This window comes from Pseudomonas sp. AN-B15, from assembly GCF_019056475.1.
Lineage (GTDB): Bacteria > Pseudomonadota > Gammaproteobacteria > Pseudomonadales > Pseudomonadaceae > Aquipseudomonas > Aquipseudomonas parakoreensis.
Genome location: NZ_CP049737.1, coordinates 5,392,449 through 5,409,296, shown reverse-complemented (window position 1 = coordinate 5,409,296; position 16,848 = coordinate 5,392,449). Strand labels below are relative to the sequence as shown.

Genomic DNA, 16,848 nt, shown 5'->3' with positions numbered 1-16,848 from the left:
CTGTGTCGTAGAAGAAATGTTGGTTCGACTCGGTCACTGTGGGAGCGGGCTTGCCCGCGATGCTTTTGGTTAGCGCCGCGCATGGTAAAGACTGACATGTCTGAACTCTTCCGGCTCCGCCAGATCCGGCAAGGTCATCGCCTCAAGCATTTCGATCCGCTCATACAGCGGATGACGAAAGTCCCGAACCCGCGAATCCGCCACCAGCGCCTCACGGCCACGGCTGAGAAATGCATCGAGTAGCGGCAGGTTCTCGCGGTCGTAGAGCACGTCCGCCACCAGAATCAGATCAAAGCGATCAGCCTCGGCAAAGAAGTCCGTCGAATAACTCATCTGCACATCATTGAGTTCAGCGTTGGCCCGACACGCAGCAATCGCCAGCGGATCCAGATCACAGGCCACCACTTCCAACGCCCCGGCCTTGACTGCCGCAATCGCGGCGATCCCGGAGCCGGCGCCGAAATCCAGCACCCGTTTGCCACGCACCCACTCGGGAAACTCCGCCAGATAACGCGCCACCGCCAGGCCGCTGGCCCAGCAGAAGCTCCAGTAGGGCGGTTCGTGGAGGATGCGCCGGGTTTCATCCGGGCTGAATTCGCGATCCATGTTATCGCCGTCGATCAGCCACAACTGCAAATCGGTGCCCGGCAATCCGCAGGCCTTGAGCCGCGCATCACCGAGCAATTCACCCAGCGCCTGTTGCAGCTCGAGCGGTACGATCATGGTGCTTTGACAAATTGCAGCTGGCCCAGCGCCTGAGTGGTCGGCTGAGTAATGGTTTGCGACGGCAGGTGCAGGATCAACTGGCCCGATTGCGTGGCACGACCGCGCAGTTCAACCCGTGCGCCAGCCGGAAAGGCTTCCGGATTGAAGCGCAGGCGGAACGGCAGGATCTGGTTGTTGCCAATCAGGCTGGAACTGGCGAGCAATTGCTGCGGACGCGATTTTTCATCGATCACCAGCAGCGCCAGTTCGACTTCGGCTCCGGCCGGCACGCCTTGCAGGGTACCGCTCAGTTCCCGTTGATAGGCAGGCAGCGGACCCAGGTCGGCGGCTTCTTTGGCTTTTTTCTGCGCCTGTTGCGGCGCCGGGCCTGGTGTTGGCGGTTGCGGTTTGGGTTTATCGCTACCGCAGGCCACCAGCAGGGCGAAAAGACTGAGCAAAACGAGCGGTCGTAGCGACATTGGCAGCTCCAGAAAATGAAATCCGTGGATCAAACGATCATGGCAGTCTGTATACCGCAAACCCTATGGCTTGTCTTGCCACCGGGATGCGCTACCATGGCCCTCCCTTTTTTTGTTGCCAGCCACCATGCACTGTCCCTTCTGCGGTGCCAACGACACCAAGGTCATCGACTCGCGTCTGGTCGCCGAGGGCGAACAGGTGCGCCGCCGGCGTGAATGCCTGGCCTGCGGCGAACGTTTCACGACATTCGAGACGGCCGAACTGGTGTTGCCGCGCCTGATCAAAACCGACGGCAGCCGCCAACCGTTCGACGAAGAAAAACTCCGCGCCGGCATGCAACGCGCCCTGGAGAAACGTCCGGTGAGCGTCGAGCGTCTCGAATCCTCCCTGGTCCACATCAAGCACAAGCTGCGCGCCACCGGCGAGCGCGAGGTCAAATCCCTCGTGGTCGGCGAACTGGTGATGGCCGAGCTGCAAAAGCTTGATGAAGTCGCCTATATCCGTTTCGCTTCGGTTTACCGACGCTTTCAGGACCTCAACGAATTCCGCGAAGAGATCGACCGCCTCGCCCGCGAACCGGTGAAAGAATGACCAGTGCCGCCGAGCAGGCGATCCTTGACGCCCGTTTCATGACCCGCGCGCTGGAACTGGCGCGCAAGGGCCACTACACCACCCATCCCAATCCCCGGGTTGGCTGCGTGATCGTCAAGGACGGGCAGATTGTCGGCGAAGGCTTTCACGAGCGTGCCGGTGAACCCCACGCTGAAGTCCACGCCTTGCGCGCAGCCGGTGAGCTGGCCCGGGGCGCCACGGCTTACGTGACCCTCGAACCGTGCAGCCACCATGGCCGCACGCCGCCGTGCGCCGATGCGCTGGTAAATGCCGGAGTTGCCCGGGTGGTCGCCGCGATGCGCGATCCGAATCCGCAGGTCGCCGGACGTGGCTTGCAGCGCCTGGCCGATGCCGGCATCGCCACCGAAAGCGGCGTGCTGGAAGCCGCAGCACGTCAACTCAATCAAGGTTTTCTGAAGCGCATGGAACACGGCTTGCCGTTCGTGCGGGTCAAGCTGGCCATGAGTCTCGACGGTCGTACGGCGATGGACAGTGGCGAAAGCCAATGGATCACCGGCCCGGCTGCGCGTTCCGCCGTGCAGCGTCTGCGCGCGCAGGCTGCTGTGGTGCTGACCGGGGCCGACACGGTGCTGGCCGACGGTGCGCGCCTGACCGTGCGCGCCGACGAACTGGGTCTGGATGCGGAACAAACCGCACAGGCCATGAGCCGTCCGCCGCTGCGGGTGCTGATCGACGGGCGCCTGCGGGTGCCGCTGGATGCGCCGTTCTTCAAGGCCGGCCCGGCGCTGGTCGCCACCTGCATGGCGGTCGAAGAGCAATACGCCAATGGCCCGGAGTGTCTGATCGTGCCGGGCGATGACGGTCAGGTCGATCTGCATCAACTGCTCATCGAACTGGCCAACCGTGGCGTCAACGAAGTGCTGGTCGAGGCCGGCCCGCGTCTGGCCGGCGCGTTCGCGCAGCGCGGTCTGGTCGACGAGTTCGTGATCTTCATCGCCGGCAAGTTTCTCGGTTCCACGGCGCGGCCGCTGCTGGACTGGCCGCTGGTCTATATGAAGGACGCTCCGGAGCTGAAAATCACTGAAATCCGCGCGGTTGGCGATGACTGGCGAGTCACTGCGACGCCAGTCGTTTCGGCGAGCGTATAATTCCCGGCCATCGCCTTAGCGCTGGCTTCGTTCTCAAGGAGAACCCCATGTTTACCGGCATCATCGAATCCATCGGCAGTATCCGTGCACTGACCCCCAAGGGCGGTGATGTGCGGGTGCATGTCGAAACCGGCAAGCTCGACCTGAGCGACGTCAAACTCGGCGACAGCATCGCCGTCAACGGCGTGTGCCTGACCGCGGTTGAATTGCCGGGCAACGGTTTTGCTGCTGACGTCAGCCGCGAAACCCTCGATTGCACCGCGATGAATGACCTGAAAAGCGGCAGCCCGGTCAATCTGGAAAAAGCCCTGACCCCGACCACCCGTCTCGGCGGGCATCTGGTCAGCGGTCACGTCGACGGTGTCGGCGAAGTGGTGTCGCGCAGCGACAATGCCCGCGCCGTGGAATTTCGCATCCGCGCGCCGAAAGAGCTGGCCAAGTACATCGCCCATAAAGGCTCGATCACCGTCGACGGCACCAGCCTGACCGTGAACGCGGTGGATGGCGCCGAATTCCTGCTGACGATCATTCCGCACACCCTGAGCGAAACCATCATGGCCTCCTACAAGCCAGGCCGCCGGGTGAACCTGGAAGTCGATTTGCTGGCGCGTTATCTGGAGCGTTTGCTGTTGGGCGACAAGGCTGCAGAGCCGACGTCCGGTGGTATCACTGAAAGCTTTCTGGCCGCCAACGGCTATCTCAAATCCTGACTGAAGGGGGTGCCTTGTGGCGCTCAATAGCATCGAAGAACTGGTTGAAGACATCCGCCAAGGCAAGATGGTCATCCTCATGGATGACGAAGACCGCGAGAACGAAGGCGACCTGATCATGGCCGCCGAATGCTGCAAGGCCGAGCACATCAACTTCATGGCCAAGCACGCCCGTGGCCTGATCTGCATGCCGATGAGCCGCGAGCGCTGCGAGCTGTTGAAGCTGCCGCTGATGGCTCCGCGCAACGGTTCCGGTTTCGGCACCAAGTTCACCGTGTCGATCGAAGCCGCCGAAGGCGTCACCACCGGTATCTCCGCCGCCGACCGTGCGCGCACCGTGCAAGCGGCGGCGGCCAAAGATGCCAAGGCTGAAGACATCGTCAGCCCGGGCCACATCTTCCCGCTGATGGCCCAGGCCGGCGGTACGCTGGCCCGTGCCGGCCACACCGAAGCCGCCTGCGACCTGGCGCGCATGGCCGGTTTCGAGCCAAGCGGGGTGATCTGCGAAGTGATGAACGACGACGGCACCATGTCCCGTCGCGCCGAGCTGGAAGCGTTTGCCGCCGAACACAACATCAAGATCGGCACCATCGCCGACCTGATTCATTACCGGATGATCCACGAACGTACCGTTCAGCGGATTGCCGAGCAGCCGCTGGACAGCGAACTGGGCCAATTCAACCTGGTGACCTATCGTGATTCGGTGGAAGGCGACGTGCACATGGCGCTCACGCTGGGCACCGTTTGCGCCGAGGAACCGACCCTGGTTCGCGTGCACAACATGGACCCGCTGCGCGACCTGCTGATGGTCAAGCAACCTGGCCGCTGGAGCCTCCGTGCCGCGATGGCTGCGGTGGCCGAGGCCGGCAGCGGTGTGGTGCTGTTGCTCGGGCACCCGCTTGATGGCGACGTGTTGCTGGCGCACATCCGCGAAACTGCTGATCAGGCGGCGGTGAAAAAACCGACCACCTACAGCATCGTCGGTGCCGGTTCGCAGATCCTGCGTGACCTCGGTGTGCGCAAAATGCGCCTGATGTCGGCGCCAATGAAATTTAATGCGATATCCGGTTTCGATCTGGAAGTTGTAGAATACGTGCCCTCCGAATAATGGCCCGGTGAATTCGGCATTGTTGATGTAGATCCTTGTGGTGAGGGGATTCATCCCCGACGGGCTGCGTAGCGGCCCTATTTGGTTGGGACTGCTGCGCAGTCCATCGGGGATGAATCCCCTCGCCACAGGGTGTAGTCAAACAGCAATGCGGTGTTTCCGGTCATGAATTTGTGGCTAATATCACTGAGGGATGCGTACGAGACGCGTCCCGGCTCTTTAAGAGATCTGACGAATGACCCTGAAGACCATCGAAGGTACCTTCATCGCCCCTAAAGGCCGCTACGCTCTGGTAGTGGGCCGTTTCAACAGCTTCGTGGTTGAAAGCCTGGTCAGCGGTGCAGTTGATGCCCTGGTTCGCCACGGCGTGAGCGAAAGCGACATCACCATCATCCGCGCACCTGGCGCCTTCGAAATCCCGCTGGTTGCGCAGAAAGTCGCCCAGAAAGGCGAGTTCGCAGCCATCATCGCCCTCGGCGCGGTCATTCGTGGCGGCACTCCGCACTTCGAATACGTGGCAGGCGAGTGCACCAAGGGTCTGGCCCAGGTGTCCATGGAATTCGGCGTACCGGTCGCGTTCGGCGTCCTGACCGTTGATTCCATCGAGCAAGCCATCGAACGTTCCGGTACCAAGGCCGGCAACAAAGGTGCTGAGGCTGCCCTGTCCGCTCTGGAAATGGTCAGCCTGCTGGCGCAGTTGGAGGCCAAGTGATTAGCGACGATAGCGATCGTTTCAACCCGCGCGATCCGAAACCTGCGGATGCCGGCAAGCCATCGAAGAGCGCCAAGCGCCGCGAAGCCCGTCAGCTCGCGACTCAGGCCCTGTATCAGTGGCACATGGCCCGGCAATCGCTGAACGAGATCGAAGCGCAGTTTCGCGTTGATAACGATTTCACCGATGTCGATGGCGCCTACTTCCGCGAGATCCTGCACGGGGTTCCGCAGTTCAAGACTGAAATCGACACCGCGCTCAAGCCATGCCTGGACATCGAAATCGAAGAGCTGGACCCGGTTGAACTGGCGGTTCTGCGCCTGTCCACCTGGGAACTGCTCAAGCGCGTTGACGTGCCGTATCGTGTGGTGATCAACGAAGGTATCGAGCTGGCGAAAGTCTTCGGTTCGACCGACGGCCACAAGTTCGTCAACGGCGTACTCGACAAGCTGGCTCCGCGCCTGCGTGAAGCTGAAGTGAAGGCGTTCAAGCGCTGATACGCGCTTGAGACCTCATGGGCGAGTTTGAGCTGATCCGCAATTTCTTCGCCGCCGCGCCTTGTGCGCAGGGCGGCGAGGGCGTTGCTCTGGGGATCGGCGATGACTGCGCCTTGCTGGCGGTTCCCCCCGGGGAACAGCTGGCGATTTCCACCGATACGCTGGTGGCCGGCGTGCATTTCGCCGACCCTTGCGATCCGTTTCTGCTCGGTCAGCGCTCGCTGGCCGTCGCGGTCAGCGACCTGGCCGCCATGGGCGCCACGCCCGTTGCCTTTACCCTTGCCCTGACTGTGCTGACGGTGACCACCGATTGGCTGCAAGCCTACGCCCGCGGTTTGAACCGCATGGCGCAGAGCTGCGGCATCGCGCTGGTCGGCGGTGACACCACGCGGGGGCCGTTGAGCCTGACGGTGACCGTATTCGGTCGCGTTCCGGTCGGGCAGGCCTTGACCCGCAGCGGCGCACAACCGGGCGATCTGCTCTGTGTTGGCGGTGAGCTGGGCAATGCCGCCGGGGCGTTGCCGCTGGTGCTTGGCCAGCGCGAGGCCGAAGCAGATATCGCCCAGCCGTTGCTCGATCATTACTGGTCGCCGCAACCGCAACTGGCGCTCGGTCAGGCCTTGCGTGGCAAGGCCACATCGGCCCTCGATATCTCTGACGGCCTGCTCGCCGACTGCGGGCATATCGCTCTGGCTTCGGGGGTTCGACTCGAAGTTGAACGCGAGCGCGTACCGTTGTCCGATGCTTTAGTGGCGTTTCTCGGTCAGCGTGGTGCCGAACGGGCAGCGTTGAGCGGCGGCGATGACTATGTGCTGGCCTTCACGCTACCGTCCGTCGAGTTGCCGGCGCTGCTGGCCGATGGTTGGCCGATCCATGTGATCGGGCGTGTGGCGCAGGGCCAGGGTGTGGTGCTGCTGGATCGCGAAGGCCACGATATCACCCCGCAAATCCGCGGTTATCAACATTTTCAGGAGACACCGTGACAGATCACCCGAAACAGGTTCCGGCCGAATTCGTTCCGCCGTCGGTCTGGCGCAATCCCTGGCATTTCCTCGCATTCGGCTTTGGCTCCGGCACCTTGCCGAAAGCACCGGGCACGTGGGGTTCGTTAGTTGCGCTACCCTTTATCCCGTTGTGGCAGATGCTGCCCGACTGGGGTTACTGGCTGATGCTCGGGATCACCATGCTGTTCGGCTTCTGGCTGTGCGGCAAGGTTGCCGACGATCTGCGGGTGCACGACCACGAAGGCATCGTCTGGGATGAAATGGTCGGGATGTGGATCACCCTGTGGCTGGTGCCGGAAGGCTGGTACTGGTTGCTCGCGGGGTTCCTGGTGTTCCGCTTCTTCGACATTCTCAAGCCATGGCCGATTCGCTGGATCGACCGGCATGTCCACGGCGGCGTCGGCATCATGCTCGACGACGTGCTGGCCGGCGTGTTTGCCTGGCTGGCGATGCAGGGGCTGGTGTGGATTTTCGCCTGATCCGAATCGTCAGGGTTAAGTGAGGAAACGAGGGATGGCTCGACGCTGGCTGGCGCTTGTGTTTTTGACCTTGCTGGGCACTGTTGCCAGTGCGCAGGAAGCTGCGCCGACGCCCGTGGTCATCCATCTGGCCAGCGAAGACTGGGAAGACTACACCGCCGCCGACGGCCACGGCCTGGGCTGGGACGTGCTGCGCAAGGTGTTCGAACCGGCCGGGGTGAAGCTCGACATCCGCACTGAACCCTATACGCGCTCCGTAGGTCTGGCCGAGCGCGGTGAAGTCGATGCCTGCGTCGGTTCGTATAAAAACGAGGCCAGCGACCTGCTATACCCACGCTGGAACTTCGACACCGATCACATCTACGCCCTGGGCCTGGCGAGCAATCCGTCACCGACCCCGGAGACCCTCGGCAACTATCGCCTGGCGTGGGTACGCGGTTACGACTATCAGGATTATTTGCCCAATGTGCGCAACTACAATGAGGTCGTGCGGCGTACCGGGATCCTGTCGATGCTCACCCACAACCGCGCTGACTATTACATCGATGCCTTGACCGAAATCGATTACGTGCTTGGCCGGGCCAAGGATCCGACGCAGTTTCGCAAGACGCCAATCGCCGAATTGCCGCTGTACCTGTGCTTCGCCGACACGCCGCAAGCGCGCACACTGTTGGCGCTGTTCGACAGGCGCATGGAGCAACTGGTCAAGAGCGGGGAGCTGAAGCCGGTTTTCGAGCAGTGGAAGCAGCCGTATCCGTTTGAGGCGCCCTGATGCGAACCCCTGTAGGAGCTGCGGCACGCTGCGATTTTTTGATCTTGAACCAATACAACCCGTCAAAAAGATCGCAGCCTCGTTTCACTCGACAGCTCCTGCAGGGATCCCGGTTGTCCGAGGAGTCATCAAACATTTTGATCGTTATGCCCGATAATTCAGCCTAAGCGTCTGCAGGAACCTGCTGTTACAATGCCGGCCTGCGAATCTTCAGACTTTTAGATCAGGAGCACACCGGTGCCTGTCGTTTTTGTCGCCGCTTCCAAGCTGCCAACGCCTTTTGCACAATTCACCATGCACGGTTTTCTCGATGAGGCCACCGGCCGCGAGCACGTTGTGCTGAGCCTGGGTGATTTCGCCGACGGTGCCCCGGTGCTCGGCCGGTTGCACTCCGAGTGCCTGACCGGTGACGCGCTGTTCAGCCAGCGCTGCGACTGCGGCTCGCAACTCGAAGCGGCACTCAAGGCCATCGCCCGTGAAGGCCGTGGCGTGCTGCTGTACCTGCGTCAGGAAGGTCGTGGCATCGGTCTGCTGAACAAGATCCGCGCCTACGAGTTGCAAGACGGCGGCGCCGACACCGTTGAAGCCAACGAACGTCTGGGGTTTGCCGCCGATCAGCGTGACTACGCCATGTGCCTGCCGATGCTCGAGCATCTGGGCGTGAAGTCGCTGCGTCTGATGACCAACAACCCGCGCAAGGTCAAAGCCCTGACCGACATGGGCATCGTCGTTGCCGAGCGTGTGCCGCTGCACACCGGGCACAACCCGCACAACAAACTGTACCTGGCAACCAAGGCCAGCAAGCTCGACCACATGATGGGCAACGAGCATCAGGGCGAGGTAGACCGCGCGTGACCCGCGGTCAGGTGCGACGCCGCCTGGCGGTCGACTGGTGGAAGTATCTGGCGTTGGCGCTGCTGCCGCTGTTTGTCCTGAACCTGCTGTTCGGTCAGGGCGAGGGCATTGTGCCGGTGCTGACCATGCCATTGTTCATCGCCGGCGTTGCGTCGATGTTTGTCAGCCTGAAGTTCTTCGGGCGCTACAAACACGCGCTGATCACCACGCAGAAAGCCCTCGACACCCCTGATGAACCGGCGGCCTGGATTGCTTTGGCCACCCAGCGCCGTATTGCATTGCTCGCGGCATCGTTGCCGGCATGGATCGGTGCGCTGGCGGTGTTCGTCGGTCTTGAAGCCGTACCGCTGATGTTGCTGGCGCTGTCCACGGCCGTGCTGTTCTACCTCTACCGTATCCCGCGTCAACTCGGCTGATGCGCCGTCTGTGGCTGGCGGTTCTGCTGCTGGCCTGCGCGGGCCCGGTGCTGGCGAGTCTGCGGGTGGTCAGCCTCGCGCCTTCGCTGTCGGAAATCGTCGTTGAGCTGGATTCGGCTGATCTGCTGGTGGGCGTACTCGATGCTGGCGAGCGTCCTGCCGCCATTGCCGGTGTTCCCTCGGTGGGGCGCTATGGGCAACTCGACATGGAGCGCCTGCTCAGCCTCAAGCCTGATGTGCTGCTGTTGTGGCCCGGCAGTGTCGGCGCGGCGCAGCGCGACCAGCTCAAACGCCTGAACATCCCGACCTACGTTGCCGAACCGCACAATCTCCAACAGTTGTCAGCGCAGATCGAGACGATTGCCGCGCAACTGGGGCGACCCGAGCGTGGGAGGAAACTGGCGGCAGACCTGCGCCAGAAACTCGATGACCTGCGCCAGCGCTACCGCCGGGACACGCCGCTGAACGTGTTTTATCAAGTCTGGGACAAACCGCTGTACACCGTCGGTGGCGGGCAGATCATCAGCGATGCGCTTGAGGTGTGTGGCGCACGCAATGTGTTTGCCGACCTGAGTGTGCCGGCGCCGCAGGTGAGTATCGAGGCAGTGTTACAGCGCGATCCGCAGGTGATTCTGGCCGGTGATCAGGCCCAGCTGGATGCGTGGAAAGCCTGGCCGCAGGTAGCAGCAGTGAAGCAGGGGAAACTGCTGTTGATTACCGATAAAGGCCTTGAGCGCCCAAGCGGCCAAATGATCGATGCCACCGCCAGACTCTGCCAACTCATTCAGCCACACCGCTGACCCCTGTAGGAGCTGCCGAAGGCTGCGATCTTTTGATCTTGCTTGTGGCTGACTTGGAGTCGCTGAAGATCAAGATCAAAAGATCGCAGCCTTCGGCAGCTCCTACAGGGAGATCAGTTAAGTCCTGGAGTCCAGGTGACCCCAAACATCCAGACTCGCCCTTCCTCGCGATAGCCATACTGGCTGCCGTCATAGCTGTAATTCGCCCGGCTGTAGCCTTTGTCGAAAACGTTATCGACCTTCAGATCCAGCTTGATCTCGCGGTTCAGCGCCCAACTGCTGCGCAAGCCGAACAAGGCGTAGCCACCCAGCGGGTTTTCATTTTTCAGGTCGTCATAACTGTTGCTGACAGCCTGCCAACTCGCACCGACGCCGATCTGGTCAAACTGCCGATCCAAATCCCAGCTCAATGTACGCCGCGCACGACGCGCTAACGTGTGCCCGCTATCACGATCGCGCGGGTCGATAATCGCCACACCGAGATTGCTCTGCCAGCCGAACAGTTCCTGTTTCAGCGCGGCTTCGAAACCATTGATCCGCGCCGAGGCCACGTTCTCCGGGCGCGAGTTGCTGCCGAAGATGATCGCGTCTTGCAGATCCGTGCGGTAGATCGACGCTTCCAGCCGACTGCTATCGCCCAACTGACTGCGCCATTGCAATTCGTAGCTTTTCGAGGTTTCCGGTTTAAGATCCGGGTTGCTGAAGTCCGGGTAGTACAGGTCGTTGAAGGTCGGCGCGCGGAAGCCTTCGCTGTAGCTCAGCAGCAGGTCGTTGTCCGGGTTCAGCGGCAGGGTAAAGGTGCCGCTCCAGGTGTTCTGACTGCCGAACTGCTGATTATCGTCGTGACGCAGACCCAGTTCGGTGGAGAAGCTGTCGGCCTGATAGCGATGCTGAATGAACGCGGCGCGATTCCAGCGGCTGTCTTCGTTGAATGCGGTGCTGCTGTTGACCCGGTCCTCGTACCAGTCGCCGCCGAGGATCAGGCTGTTGCGCGCATCCAGAGTCAGGTCGTTCTGCCAGTTCACCGAGTCGCGATAGGTATTGAACACCGTGCGCTCGTCGCTGAGCTTGTCGAAGGTTTTCTCGCGGTTCTCGCTGTGACCGAATTCGACGCGGGTTTTCCAGGTTTCGTTGACCCGCGCATCGACGTAGCTGCTGACACTGCTGACGTTGAAGTCGCTGTAAGGCTGTTGCTGCACCGACTCGAAGGTGCTCGTGTCAAAGCGGCCGAACGGGTTGTCAAACTCGCTCTTGCCACGGTTATCCAGCAGGTTGGCGCCGACTTCTATGTCATCGGCCAGCGCATGGCTGAGGCTCAGGCTGACGGATTTATTGCGATAGGCATCATGATCGCTGTCGCTTGGGTACGACTCGTGGGTACGGTCTATACCGGCGGTGTCATCGAGGCTGGCGCCAAGGTTGAAGCGGGTCTTCTCGTCGCCACCGGACAGGCCGAGGCTGCGTTCCCAGGTCTGGTTACTGCCGAAGCCGACGTGCAGGCGTGGTTGCAGGCCTTGCTCGTTGCCGCGCCGGGTGAAGATCTGAATCACCCCGCCAATCGCATCGCTGCCGTAAATCACCGAGCGCGAACCGCGCAGCACTTCCACACGTTCGATCTGATCGATGTTCAGGTGCTGCAGGTTGCTGTCGCCGGAGGTCGAACTGCCGATGCGCTGGCCATCGACCAGCACCAGACTCTGCGCCGACTGCGTGCCGCGAATGTAGATCCCCGGCAGACTGCCGCGCCCGCCGGCCTGCGCCACCTGCACGCCCGGCACCCGTTGCAGCAGGTCGGTGACGCTGCCCGGTTGCAGGCGGTCGATGTCTTCGCGGGTGAACACCGTGTTGGCGGCGCTGCTGTCGTTGCGCGCTTCGACCTGGCGGTTTGCACTGATCAGCGTGTCCGGCAGTTTCAGCGCTTCGTCGCGTTCGAAGGTGTCGGCGAGGGCACTGGCGGCTGGCAGCAGGAGGAGGGGCAGGGCGAGGCGCGAGAGGTTCATCGGTGTTCCGTTCGTATTTCTGGTGTGCACAAAATTTCTAGCGACACAAAACACTGTGGGAGCGGGCTTGCCCGCGATGGCGTCGGTACATCCAACATCAATGTTGACTGTGCCGACCTCATCGCGGGCAAGCCCGCTCCCACAGGGATGGTGATTACTTGTTGAGCAGAGTCAGGCGCTCACGAATAGAGGCTTCGATGCCCACTTCATCCAGCCCGCACTCGGCCAGCATTTGCGCCGGTTTGGCGTGCTCGACGTAAATGTCCGGCAAGCCCAGGTGCAGCATCGACCTGAGGATGTTCTCGCGCGCCAGGAATTCGCTGATCGCACCACCGGCGCCGCCCATGATCGCGTTCTCTTCAATGGTCACCAGCAGCTCGTGGCTGCCGGCGACCTCGCGTACCAGCGCTTCATCCAGCGGCTTGACGAAGCGCATGTCGACAACGGTCGCATCCAGCTTCTCGGCGACTTTCAGCGCTTCGGTCAGTTGCACGCCGAACACCAGCAGAGCGACTTTGCTGCCCTGACGACGAACAATGCCCTTGCCGATCTCGATCGGCTCGAGGTCTTTGTCGATGGTCGCATTCGGGCCGGTGCCGCGTGGGTAACGCACCGCCGCCGGGCCGTTGTACAGGTGGCCGGTGGTGAGCATCTTGCGCAGTTCGTTTTCATCGCTCGGGGTCATGATGACCATGCCCGGGATGCAGCGCAGGTACGACAGGTCGAAGCTGCCGGCGTGGGTCGGGCCGTCTTCGCCCACCAGGCCGGCGCGGTCGATGGCGAACAGCACGTCGAGGTTCTGCACCGCGACGTCGTGCACCAACTGGTCGTAGCCGCGTTGCAGGAATGTCGAGTAGATCGCCACCACCGGTTTGGCACCTTCGCAGGCCATGCCGGCGGCGAACGTCACGGCGTGCTGTTCGGCAATTGCCACGTCGAAATAGCGCAGCGGGAAACGTTCGCTGAACGCCACCAGGTCCGAGCCTTCCTTCATCGCCGGGGTGATCCCGACCAGACGCGGGTCAGCCGCCGCCATGTCGCACAGCCACTCGCCGAACACCGCCGAATACTTCGGCCCACCGGCCTTTTTCGGCGCGGCGGCCGGAGCGTCGACCGGTTCGAGCTTGGTGATCGCGTGGTAACCGATCGGGTCGACTTCCGCCGGAGCGAAGCCTTTGCCTTTCTTGGTGACGATGTGCAGGAACTGCGGGCCTTTCAGATCGCGCATGTTGCGCAGGGTGGCGATCAGGGTCGGCAGGTCGTGGCCGTCGATCGGGCCAATGTAGTTCCAGCCCAGCTCTTCGAACAGGGTGCCGGGAACCAGCATGCCCTTGGCGTATTCTTCGGTGCGACGGGCGATTTCCCAGGCGCCGGGCAGGCGCGACAGGACTTTCTTGCTGCCCTCACGCATGCTTGCGTAGGTGCGGCTGGAAAGGATCTTCGCCAGATAATTCGACAGGCCACCAACGTTGCGCGAGATCGACATGTCGTTGTCGTTGAGGATCACCAGCATGTTGGCGTTGACTTCCGGCGCGTGGTTCAGCGCTTCGAAGGCCATGCCGGCGGTCAGCGCGCCGTCACCGATCACCGCAATCGCCTTGCGCTCGCTGTTTTGCAGGCGGGCGGCAATGGCCATGCCCAGCGCTGCGCTGATCGAGGTGCTGGAGTGGCCGACGCCAAAGGTGTCGTACTCGCTCTCGGCGCGACGCGGGAAGGCCGCGATGCCGTCCTTCTGGCGCAAGGTTTCCATGCGCTGGCGACGACCGGTGAGGATCTTGTGCGGATACGCCTGATGCCCGACGTCCCACACCAGCCGGTCATCCGGGGTGTCGAACACGTAATGCAGCGCGATGGTCAGCTCGATGACGCCCAGGCCGGCACCGAAATGCCCACCGGTCTGGCCGACCGTGTAGAGCAATTCCAGGCGCAACTCATCGGCCAGGGTTTCCAGCTCGGCTTCGCCTAACCGGCGCAGGCCGTCCGGCGTGTTCGCGCGGTCGAGCAGGGGCGTGGTCGGGCGCTTGCGGGGAATCTCATGAAACGTCGTGGGCATCAGGCGAATCGTTATAGGTATAAAAGATGCGGCAGTTTACCTGATGCATCGCCCCCTGCCCACGCGTTGGTCTTTTTTGGCGGATTAGCCGTCAGTTGCGCCGCTCGACAATATACCGGGCCAGGTCGCGCAAAGGCTCGGCGGCCGCGTCAAACGGTCGCAGCGCTTGCAGGGCTTGATCGCGCAGCTCAAGGGCATAGGCTTTGGCCGCCTCCAGCCCCAGCAGGGCCGGGTAGGTCGGCTTGTCGCGGGCGATGTCGGCGCCCTGGCGCTTGCCGAGGGTCTCGGTATCGCTTTCGACGTCGAGAATGTCGTCCTGCACCTGAAAGGCTAGACCGATGGCCTGTGCATAAGTCTGCAGGGCCTTGAGTTCATCCTGCTCGGCACGGCCGCTGGCCAGAGCGCCGAGTTTGACGCTGACCTCGATCAGCGCGCCGGTCTTGTGCCGGTGCATCTGCTCCAGCGCTTGTTGATCGAGCTTCAGACCGACCGAACCGAGGTCGATGGCCTGACCGCCGACCATGCCCGCCGGGCCTGCGGCGTGCGCCAGCGCCGTGACCTGTTGCAGGCGGATGTCGGCATCCAGATTGCTCAGGCGCGGATCGAGCAGGGCGCTGAAGGCCAGACTCTGCAGGCCGTCACCGGCGAGGATCGCGCAGGCTTCGTCGAATCTCTTGTGGGTGGTGGGCTGGCCGCGACGCAGATCGTCGTCGTCCATCGCCGGCAAATCGTCGTGCACCAGCGAATAAGCGTGGATCAGCTCAACCGCGCAGGCCGCGCCGTTGGCTTGCTCAGCCTTGCCGCCCAGCGCTTCGCACGCGGCGTAGGCCAGCAGCGGGCGCACGCGTTTGCCGCCGATCATCACGCTGTAGTGCATCGCCTCATACAGGCGCGACAGTTCCGGCAGCGGTGCCTTGAAGAGGATTTCCAGTGCCGCATTGACTCGCGCCTGGCTGGTCGCCGAATAGGCCGCAATCATTCTGGCTGGTCCGCGTCGAAGGGTTCCTCGGCGAGTTCGCCATCGCGCTCCAGCAGCACTTGCACTTTCTGCTCGGCCTGGGCCAGCGCTGCCTGGCAGTCACGGGTCAGACCGATGCCCTGCTCGAAAGCGGTCAGCGAGTCTTCCAGCGACAATTCACCGTTCTCCAGACGCTCGACCAGTGTTTGCAGGTCGGCGAGGGACTGTTCGAAATCCAGTGCAGCTTTTTTGCGGGCCATGGCGGCGATTTCCGGTTGACGTTAAACCGGCGCGACACTAGCAGATAGGGGGTTTATGGGCAAATGAGCCTCCCCGGACGTTCCCATTTTACTGTGGCGAGGGAGCTTGCTCCCGATGGGTTACGCAGCAACTCCAAAATCCCCACTGCACTTATTCAGGCAGATTGCATGGACCGGTTTGGGCCTGCTGCGCAGTCCAGCGGGAGCAAGCTCCCTCGCCACAGGATTTGTGGTGATTTCAGGAAGGTTGGAGCTTATTCGGCTCATTTTGTGAGCCGAATAACGCCGCTATTCGGCTCACGCCTAACAAACCTGCGTGATTCTCGCCGCAAATCCAGATGTATCCGATTGTTAAAAAACTGCCGAATCGCTAATCTTCGCGCCTTCTACGACCCGCTAGTCACGGGGTCTTTCAGACGAAACGCAGTTTCCACCGCTGTGAAGTACCGAGGATCGGGTGCAAGGTTTCGTTCAGGCATGGCAGGAGGCATTACATGCGTTCATTTCTTTGGCTGCTGATCGGTTGGGCTTGCGCGCCCGCGCTGCTGGCGGCGCCGACTGCCGAGCTGTCAGAGCCGTCCGGTGGCTGGCGTTATCACGGCCTGCTTGATCGCAGTGAAAACCCGCAAGTCGCCTATCCCACCCCGCCAATCGATCGTGGCATCCAGCGCAATCGCACGATGATCCAGGGCCAGCTCAAGGCTATCGGTCATCAGCGCGGGCCGCATACGCTGGCGGTCAACGGCAATCCATTGAATCTGTACACCGACGATGACGGGCGTTTCGCCCGGCCTTATGCGTTTGGCGCCGGCTCCAACAGTGTCGAAGTGCGCAGTGCCGAGGGGCAGTCGCTCAAGCGTGTGCAGTTCTATGAAGCGAACAACTTGCGCACTCCGGCGAAGATCCGCGTGGTGCTCGGCTGGGATGATCCCAAGGCCGAACTCGATCTGCACATCATTACCCCGGACGGCCAGCATGCGTTTTTCGCCCACACGGCGTTGACCAACGGCGGCGGTCTGGATCCGGATGGCGTCGATGGCCCCGGCCCGGAAATGTTCACCATGACCGCGCCGCTGCATGGCACCTATCTGGTTTACGTCAACTATTGGGGCAACTTCGGCGACGGCGGCTATAACTTCGAGGAGGCCAGCAACCAGAACGAGGTCATCACCTCGCAAATCACGCTGGTGCTCAACGAAAACACGGTCGACGAAAAACGCGAAACATTCATCGTGCCCCTGCGGGCGATCGGTGATCTGCTGCTGGTCAAGACTTTCAACTATTAAGCATCCCGCTCCACGGATGAACTTCGGGTTTT

Annotated in this window: 19 protein-coding genes; 13 read left to right on the top strand and 6 right to left on the bottom strand. The window is 62.0% G+C overall.

Annotated features, from left to right (window positions below):
• Window positions 1-69: 69 nt before the first annotated feature.
• A complete protein-coding gene (locus GTQ41_RS24490; RefSeq protein ID WP_047296870.1) occupies window positions 70-723 on the bottom strand; it encodes a methyltransferase in 654 nt (217 codons plus the stop codon).
• Window positions 720-1,184: a YbaY family lipoprotein gene (locus GTQ41_RS24485; protein ID WP_041074498.1), complete on the bottom strand. Its 465-nt coding sequence runs from the start codon at window positions 1,182-1,184 to the stop codon at window positions 720-722. Before GTQ41_RS24485 ends, GTQ41_RS24490 begins: the two co-directional genes overlap by 4 nt.
• 127 nt (window positions 1,185-1,311) lie before the next feature.
• Here GTQ41_RS24485 and nrdR point away from each other — a divergent pair, with 127 nt between their 5' ends.
• The 12 genes from nrdR (at window position 1,312) to GTQ41_RS24425 (ending at window position 10,259) form a co-directional block, all read left to right on the top strand.
• A complete protein-coding gene (nrdR, locus tag GTQ41_RS24480; RefSeq protein WP_003228656.1) occupies window positions 1,312-1,776 on the top strand; it encodes a transcriptional regulator NrdR in 465 nt (154 codons plus the stop codon).
• Complete coding sequence (ribD, locus tag GTQ41_RS24475) at window positions 1,773-2,906, top strand: bifunctional diaminohydroxyphosphoribosylaminopyrimidine deaminase/5-amino-6-(5-phosphoribosylamino)uracil reductase RibD (RefSeq protein ID WP_217325373.1); 1,134 nt, start codon at window positions 1,773-1,775, stop codon at window positions 2,904-2,906. Before nrdR ends, ribD begins: the two co-directional genes overlap by 4 nt.
• Before the next feature lie 47 nt (window positions 2,907-2,953).
• The gene (locus GTQ41_RS24470; protein WP_007955571.1) at window positions 2,954-3,616 is read left to right on the top strand and encodes a riboflavin synthase; all 663 of its coding nucleotides are present in this window, start codon (window positions 2,954-2,956) and stop codon (window positions 3,614-3,616) included.
• Window positions 3,617-3,632: 16 nt separating this feature from the next.
• Window positions 3,633-4,724 carry a bifunctional 3,4-dihydroxy-2-butanone-4-phosphate synthase/GTP cyclohydrolase II gene (gene ribBA, locus GTQ41_RS24465; protein WP_007966103.1) on the top strand — a complete coding sequence of 364 codons (1,092 nt, stop codon included), beginning with the start codon at window positions 3,633-3,635 and terminating at the stop codon, window positions 4,722-4,724.
• A gap of 235 nt (window positions 4,725-4,959) precedes the next feature.
• Window positions 4,960-5,436 (top strand): 6,7-dimethyl-8-ribityllumazine synthase, encoded by a 477-nt coding sequence (gene ribE, locus GTQ41_RS24460; protein ID WP_003228649.1) that lies wholly within the window; start codon window positions 4,960-4,962, stop codon window positions 5,434-5,436.
• Window positions 5,433-5,933: a transcription antitermination factor NusB gene (gene nusB / locus GTQ41_RS24455; protein WP_047296866.1), complete on the top strand. Its 501-nt coding sequence runs from the start codon at window positions 5,433-5,435 to the stop codon at window positions 5,931-5,933. The genes ribE and nusB overlap by 4 nt, the downstream gene beginning before the upstream one ends.
• 17 nt (window positions 5,934-5,950) lie before the next feature.
• The gene (gene thiL, locus GTQ41_RS24450; protein WP_047296865.1) at window positions 5,951-6,916 is read left to right on the top strand and encodes a thiamine-phosphate kinase; all 966 of its coding nucleotides are present in this window, start codon (window positions 5,951-5,953) and stop codon (window positions 6,914-6,916) included.
• Window positions 6,913-7,416 carry a phosphatidylglycerophosphatase A gene (locus tag GTQ41_RS24445; protein WP_007910933.1) on the top strand — a complete coding sequence of 168 codons (504 nt, stop codon included), beginning with the start codon at window positions 6,913-6,915 and terminating at the stop codon, window positions 7,414-7,416. Before thiL ends, GTQ41_RS24445 begins: the two co-directional genes overlap by 4 nt.
• A gap of 34 nt (window positions 7,417-7,450) precedes the next feature.
• A complete protein-coding gene (locus GTQ41_RS24440) occupies window positions 7,451-8,188 on the top strand; it encodes an ABC transporter substrate-binding protein (RefSeq protein WP_217325372.1) in 738 nt (245 codons plus the stop codon).
• 237 nt (window positions 8,189-8,425) lie between these two features.
• Window positions 8,426-9,043 carry a GTP cyclohydrolase II gene (gene ribA, locus GTQ41_RS24435; protein ID WP_027612931.1) on the top strand — a complete coding sequence of 206 codons (618 nt, stop codon included), beginning with the start codon at window positions 8,426-8,428 and terminating at the stop codon, window positions 9,041-9,043.
• On the top strand, window positions 9,040-9,459 hold the full coding sequence (locus tag GTQ41_RS24430) for a hypothetical protein (protein WP_047296863.1): 420 nt from the start codon (window positions 9,040-9,042) through the stop codon (window positions 9,457-9,459). The genes ribA and GTQ41_RS24430 overlap by 4 nt, the downstream gene beginning before the upstream one ends.
• Window positions 9,459-10,259: a cobalamin-binding protein gene (locus GTQ41_RS24425; RefSeq protein WP_047296862.1), complete on the top strand. Its 801-nt coding sequence runs from the start codon at window positions 9,459-9,461 to the stop codon at window positions 10,257-10,259. The genes GTQ41_RS24430 and GTQ41_RS24425 overlap by 1 nt, the downstream gene beginning before the upstream one ends.
• Window positions 10,260-10,372: 113 nt before the next feature.
• On the opposite strand, the gene GTQ41_RS24420 is transcribed toward GTQ41_RS24425, so the two are convergent.
• The 4 genes from GTQ41_RS24420 to GTQ41_RS24405 all read right to left on the bottom strand — a co-directional run bounded on the left by GTQ41_RS24420 (window position 10,373) and on the right by GTQ41_RS24405 (window position 15,530).
• Complete coding sequence (locus GTQ41_RS24420) at window positions 10,373-12,259, bottom strand: TonB-dependent receptor (RefSeq protein WP_047296861.1); 1,887 nt, start codon at window positions 12,257-12,259, stop codon at window positions 10,373-10,375.
• A gap of 154 nt (window positions 12,260-12,413) precedes the next feature.
• Complete coding sequence (gene dxs, locus GTQ41_RS24415; protein WP_047296860.1) at window positions 12,414-14,312, bottom strand: 1-deoxy-D-xylulose-5-phosphate synthase; 1,899 nt, start codon at window positions 14,310-14,312, stop codon at window positions 12,414-12,416.
• A gap of 91 nt (window positions 14,313-14,403) precedes the next feature.
• Window positions 14,404-15,291 (bottom strand): (2E,6E)-farnesyl diphosphate synthase, encoded by an 888-nt coding sequence (gene ispA, locus GTQ41_RS24410; protein ID WP_047296859.1) that lies wholly within the window; start codon window positions 15,289-15,291, stop codon window positions 14,404-14,406.
• Window positions 15,288-15,530, bottom strand: coding sequence for an exodeoxyribonuclease VII small subunit (locus GTQ41_RS24405; RefSeq protein WP_007894317.1), 243 nt, complete (start codon window positions 15,528-15,530; stop codon window positions 15,288-15,290). The genes ispA and GTQ41_RS24405 overlap by 4 nt, the downstream gene beginning before the upstream one ends.
• Before the next feature lie 494 nt (window positions 15,531-16,024).
• Between GTQ41_RS24405 and GTQ41_RS24400 the strand changes: the two genes are divergently transcribed.
• A complete protein-coding gene (locus tag GTQ41_RS24400; RefSeq protein ID WP_047296857.1) occupies window positions 16,025-16,816 on the top strand; it encodes a YfaP family protein in 792 nt (263 codons plus the stop codon).
• Window positions 16,817-16,848: the final 32 nt, after the last annotated feature.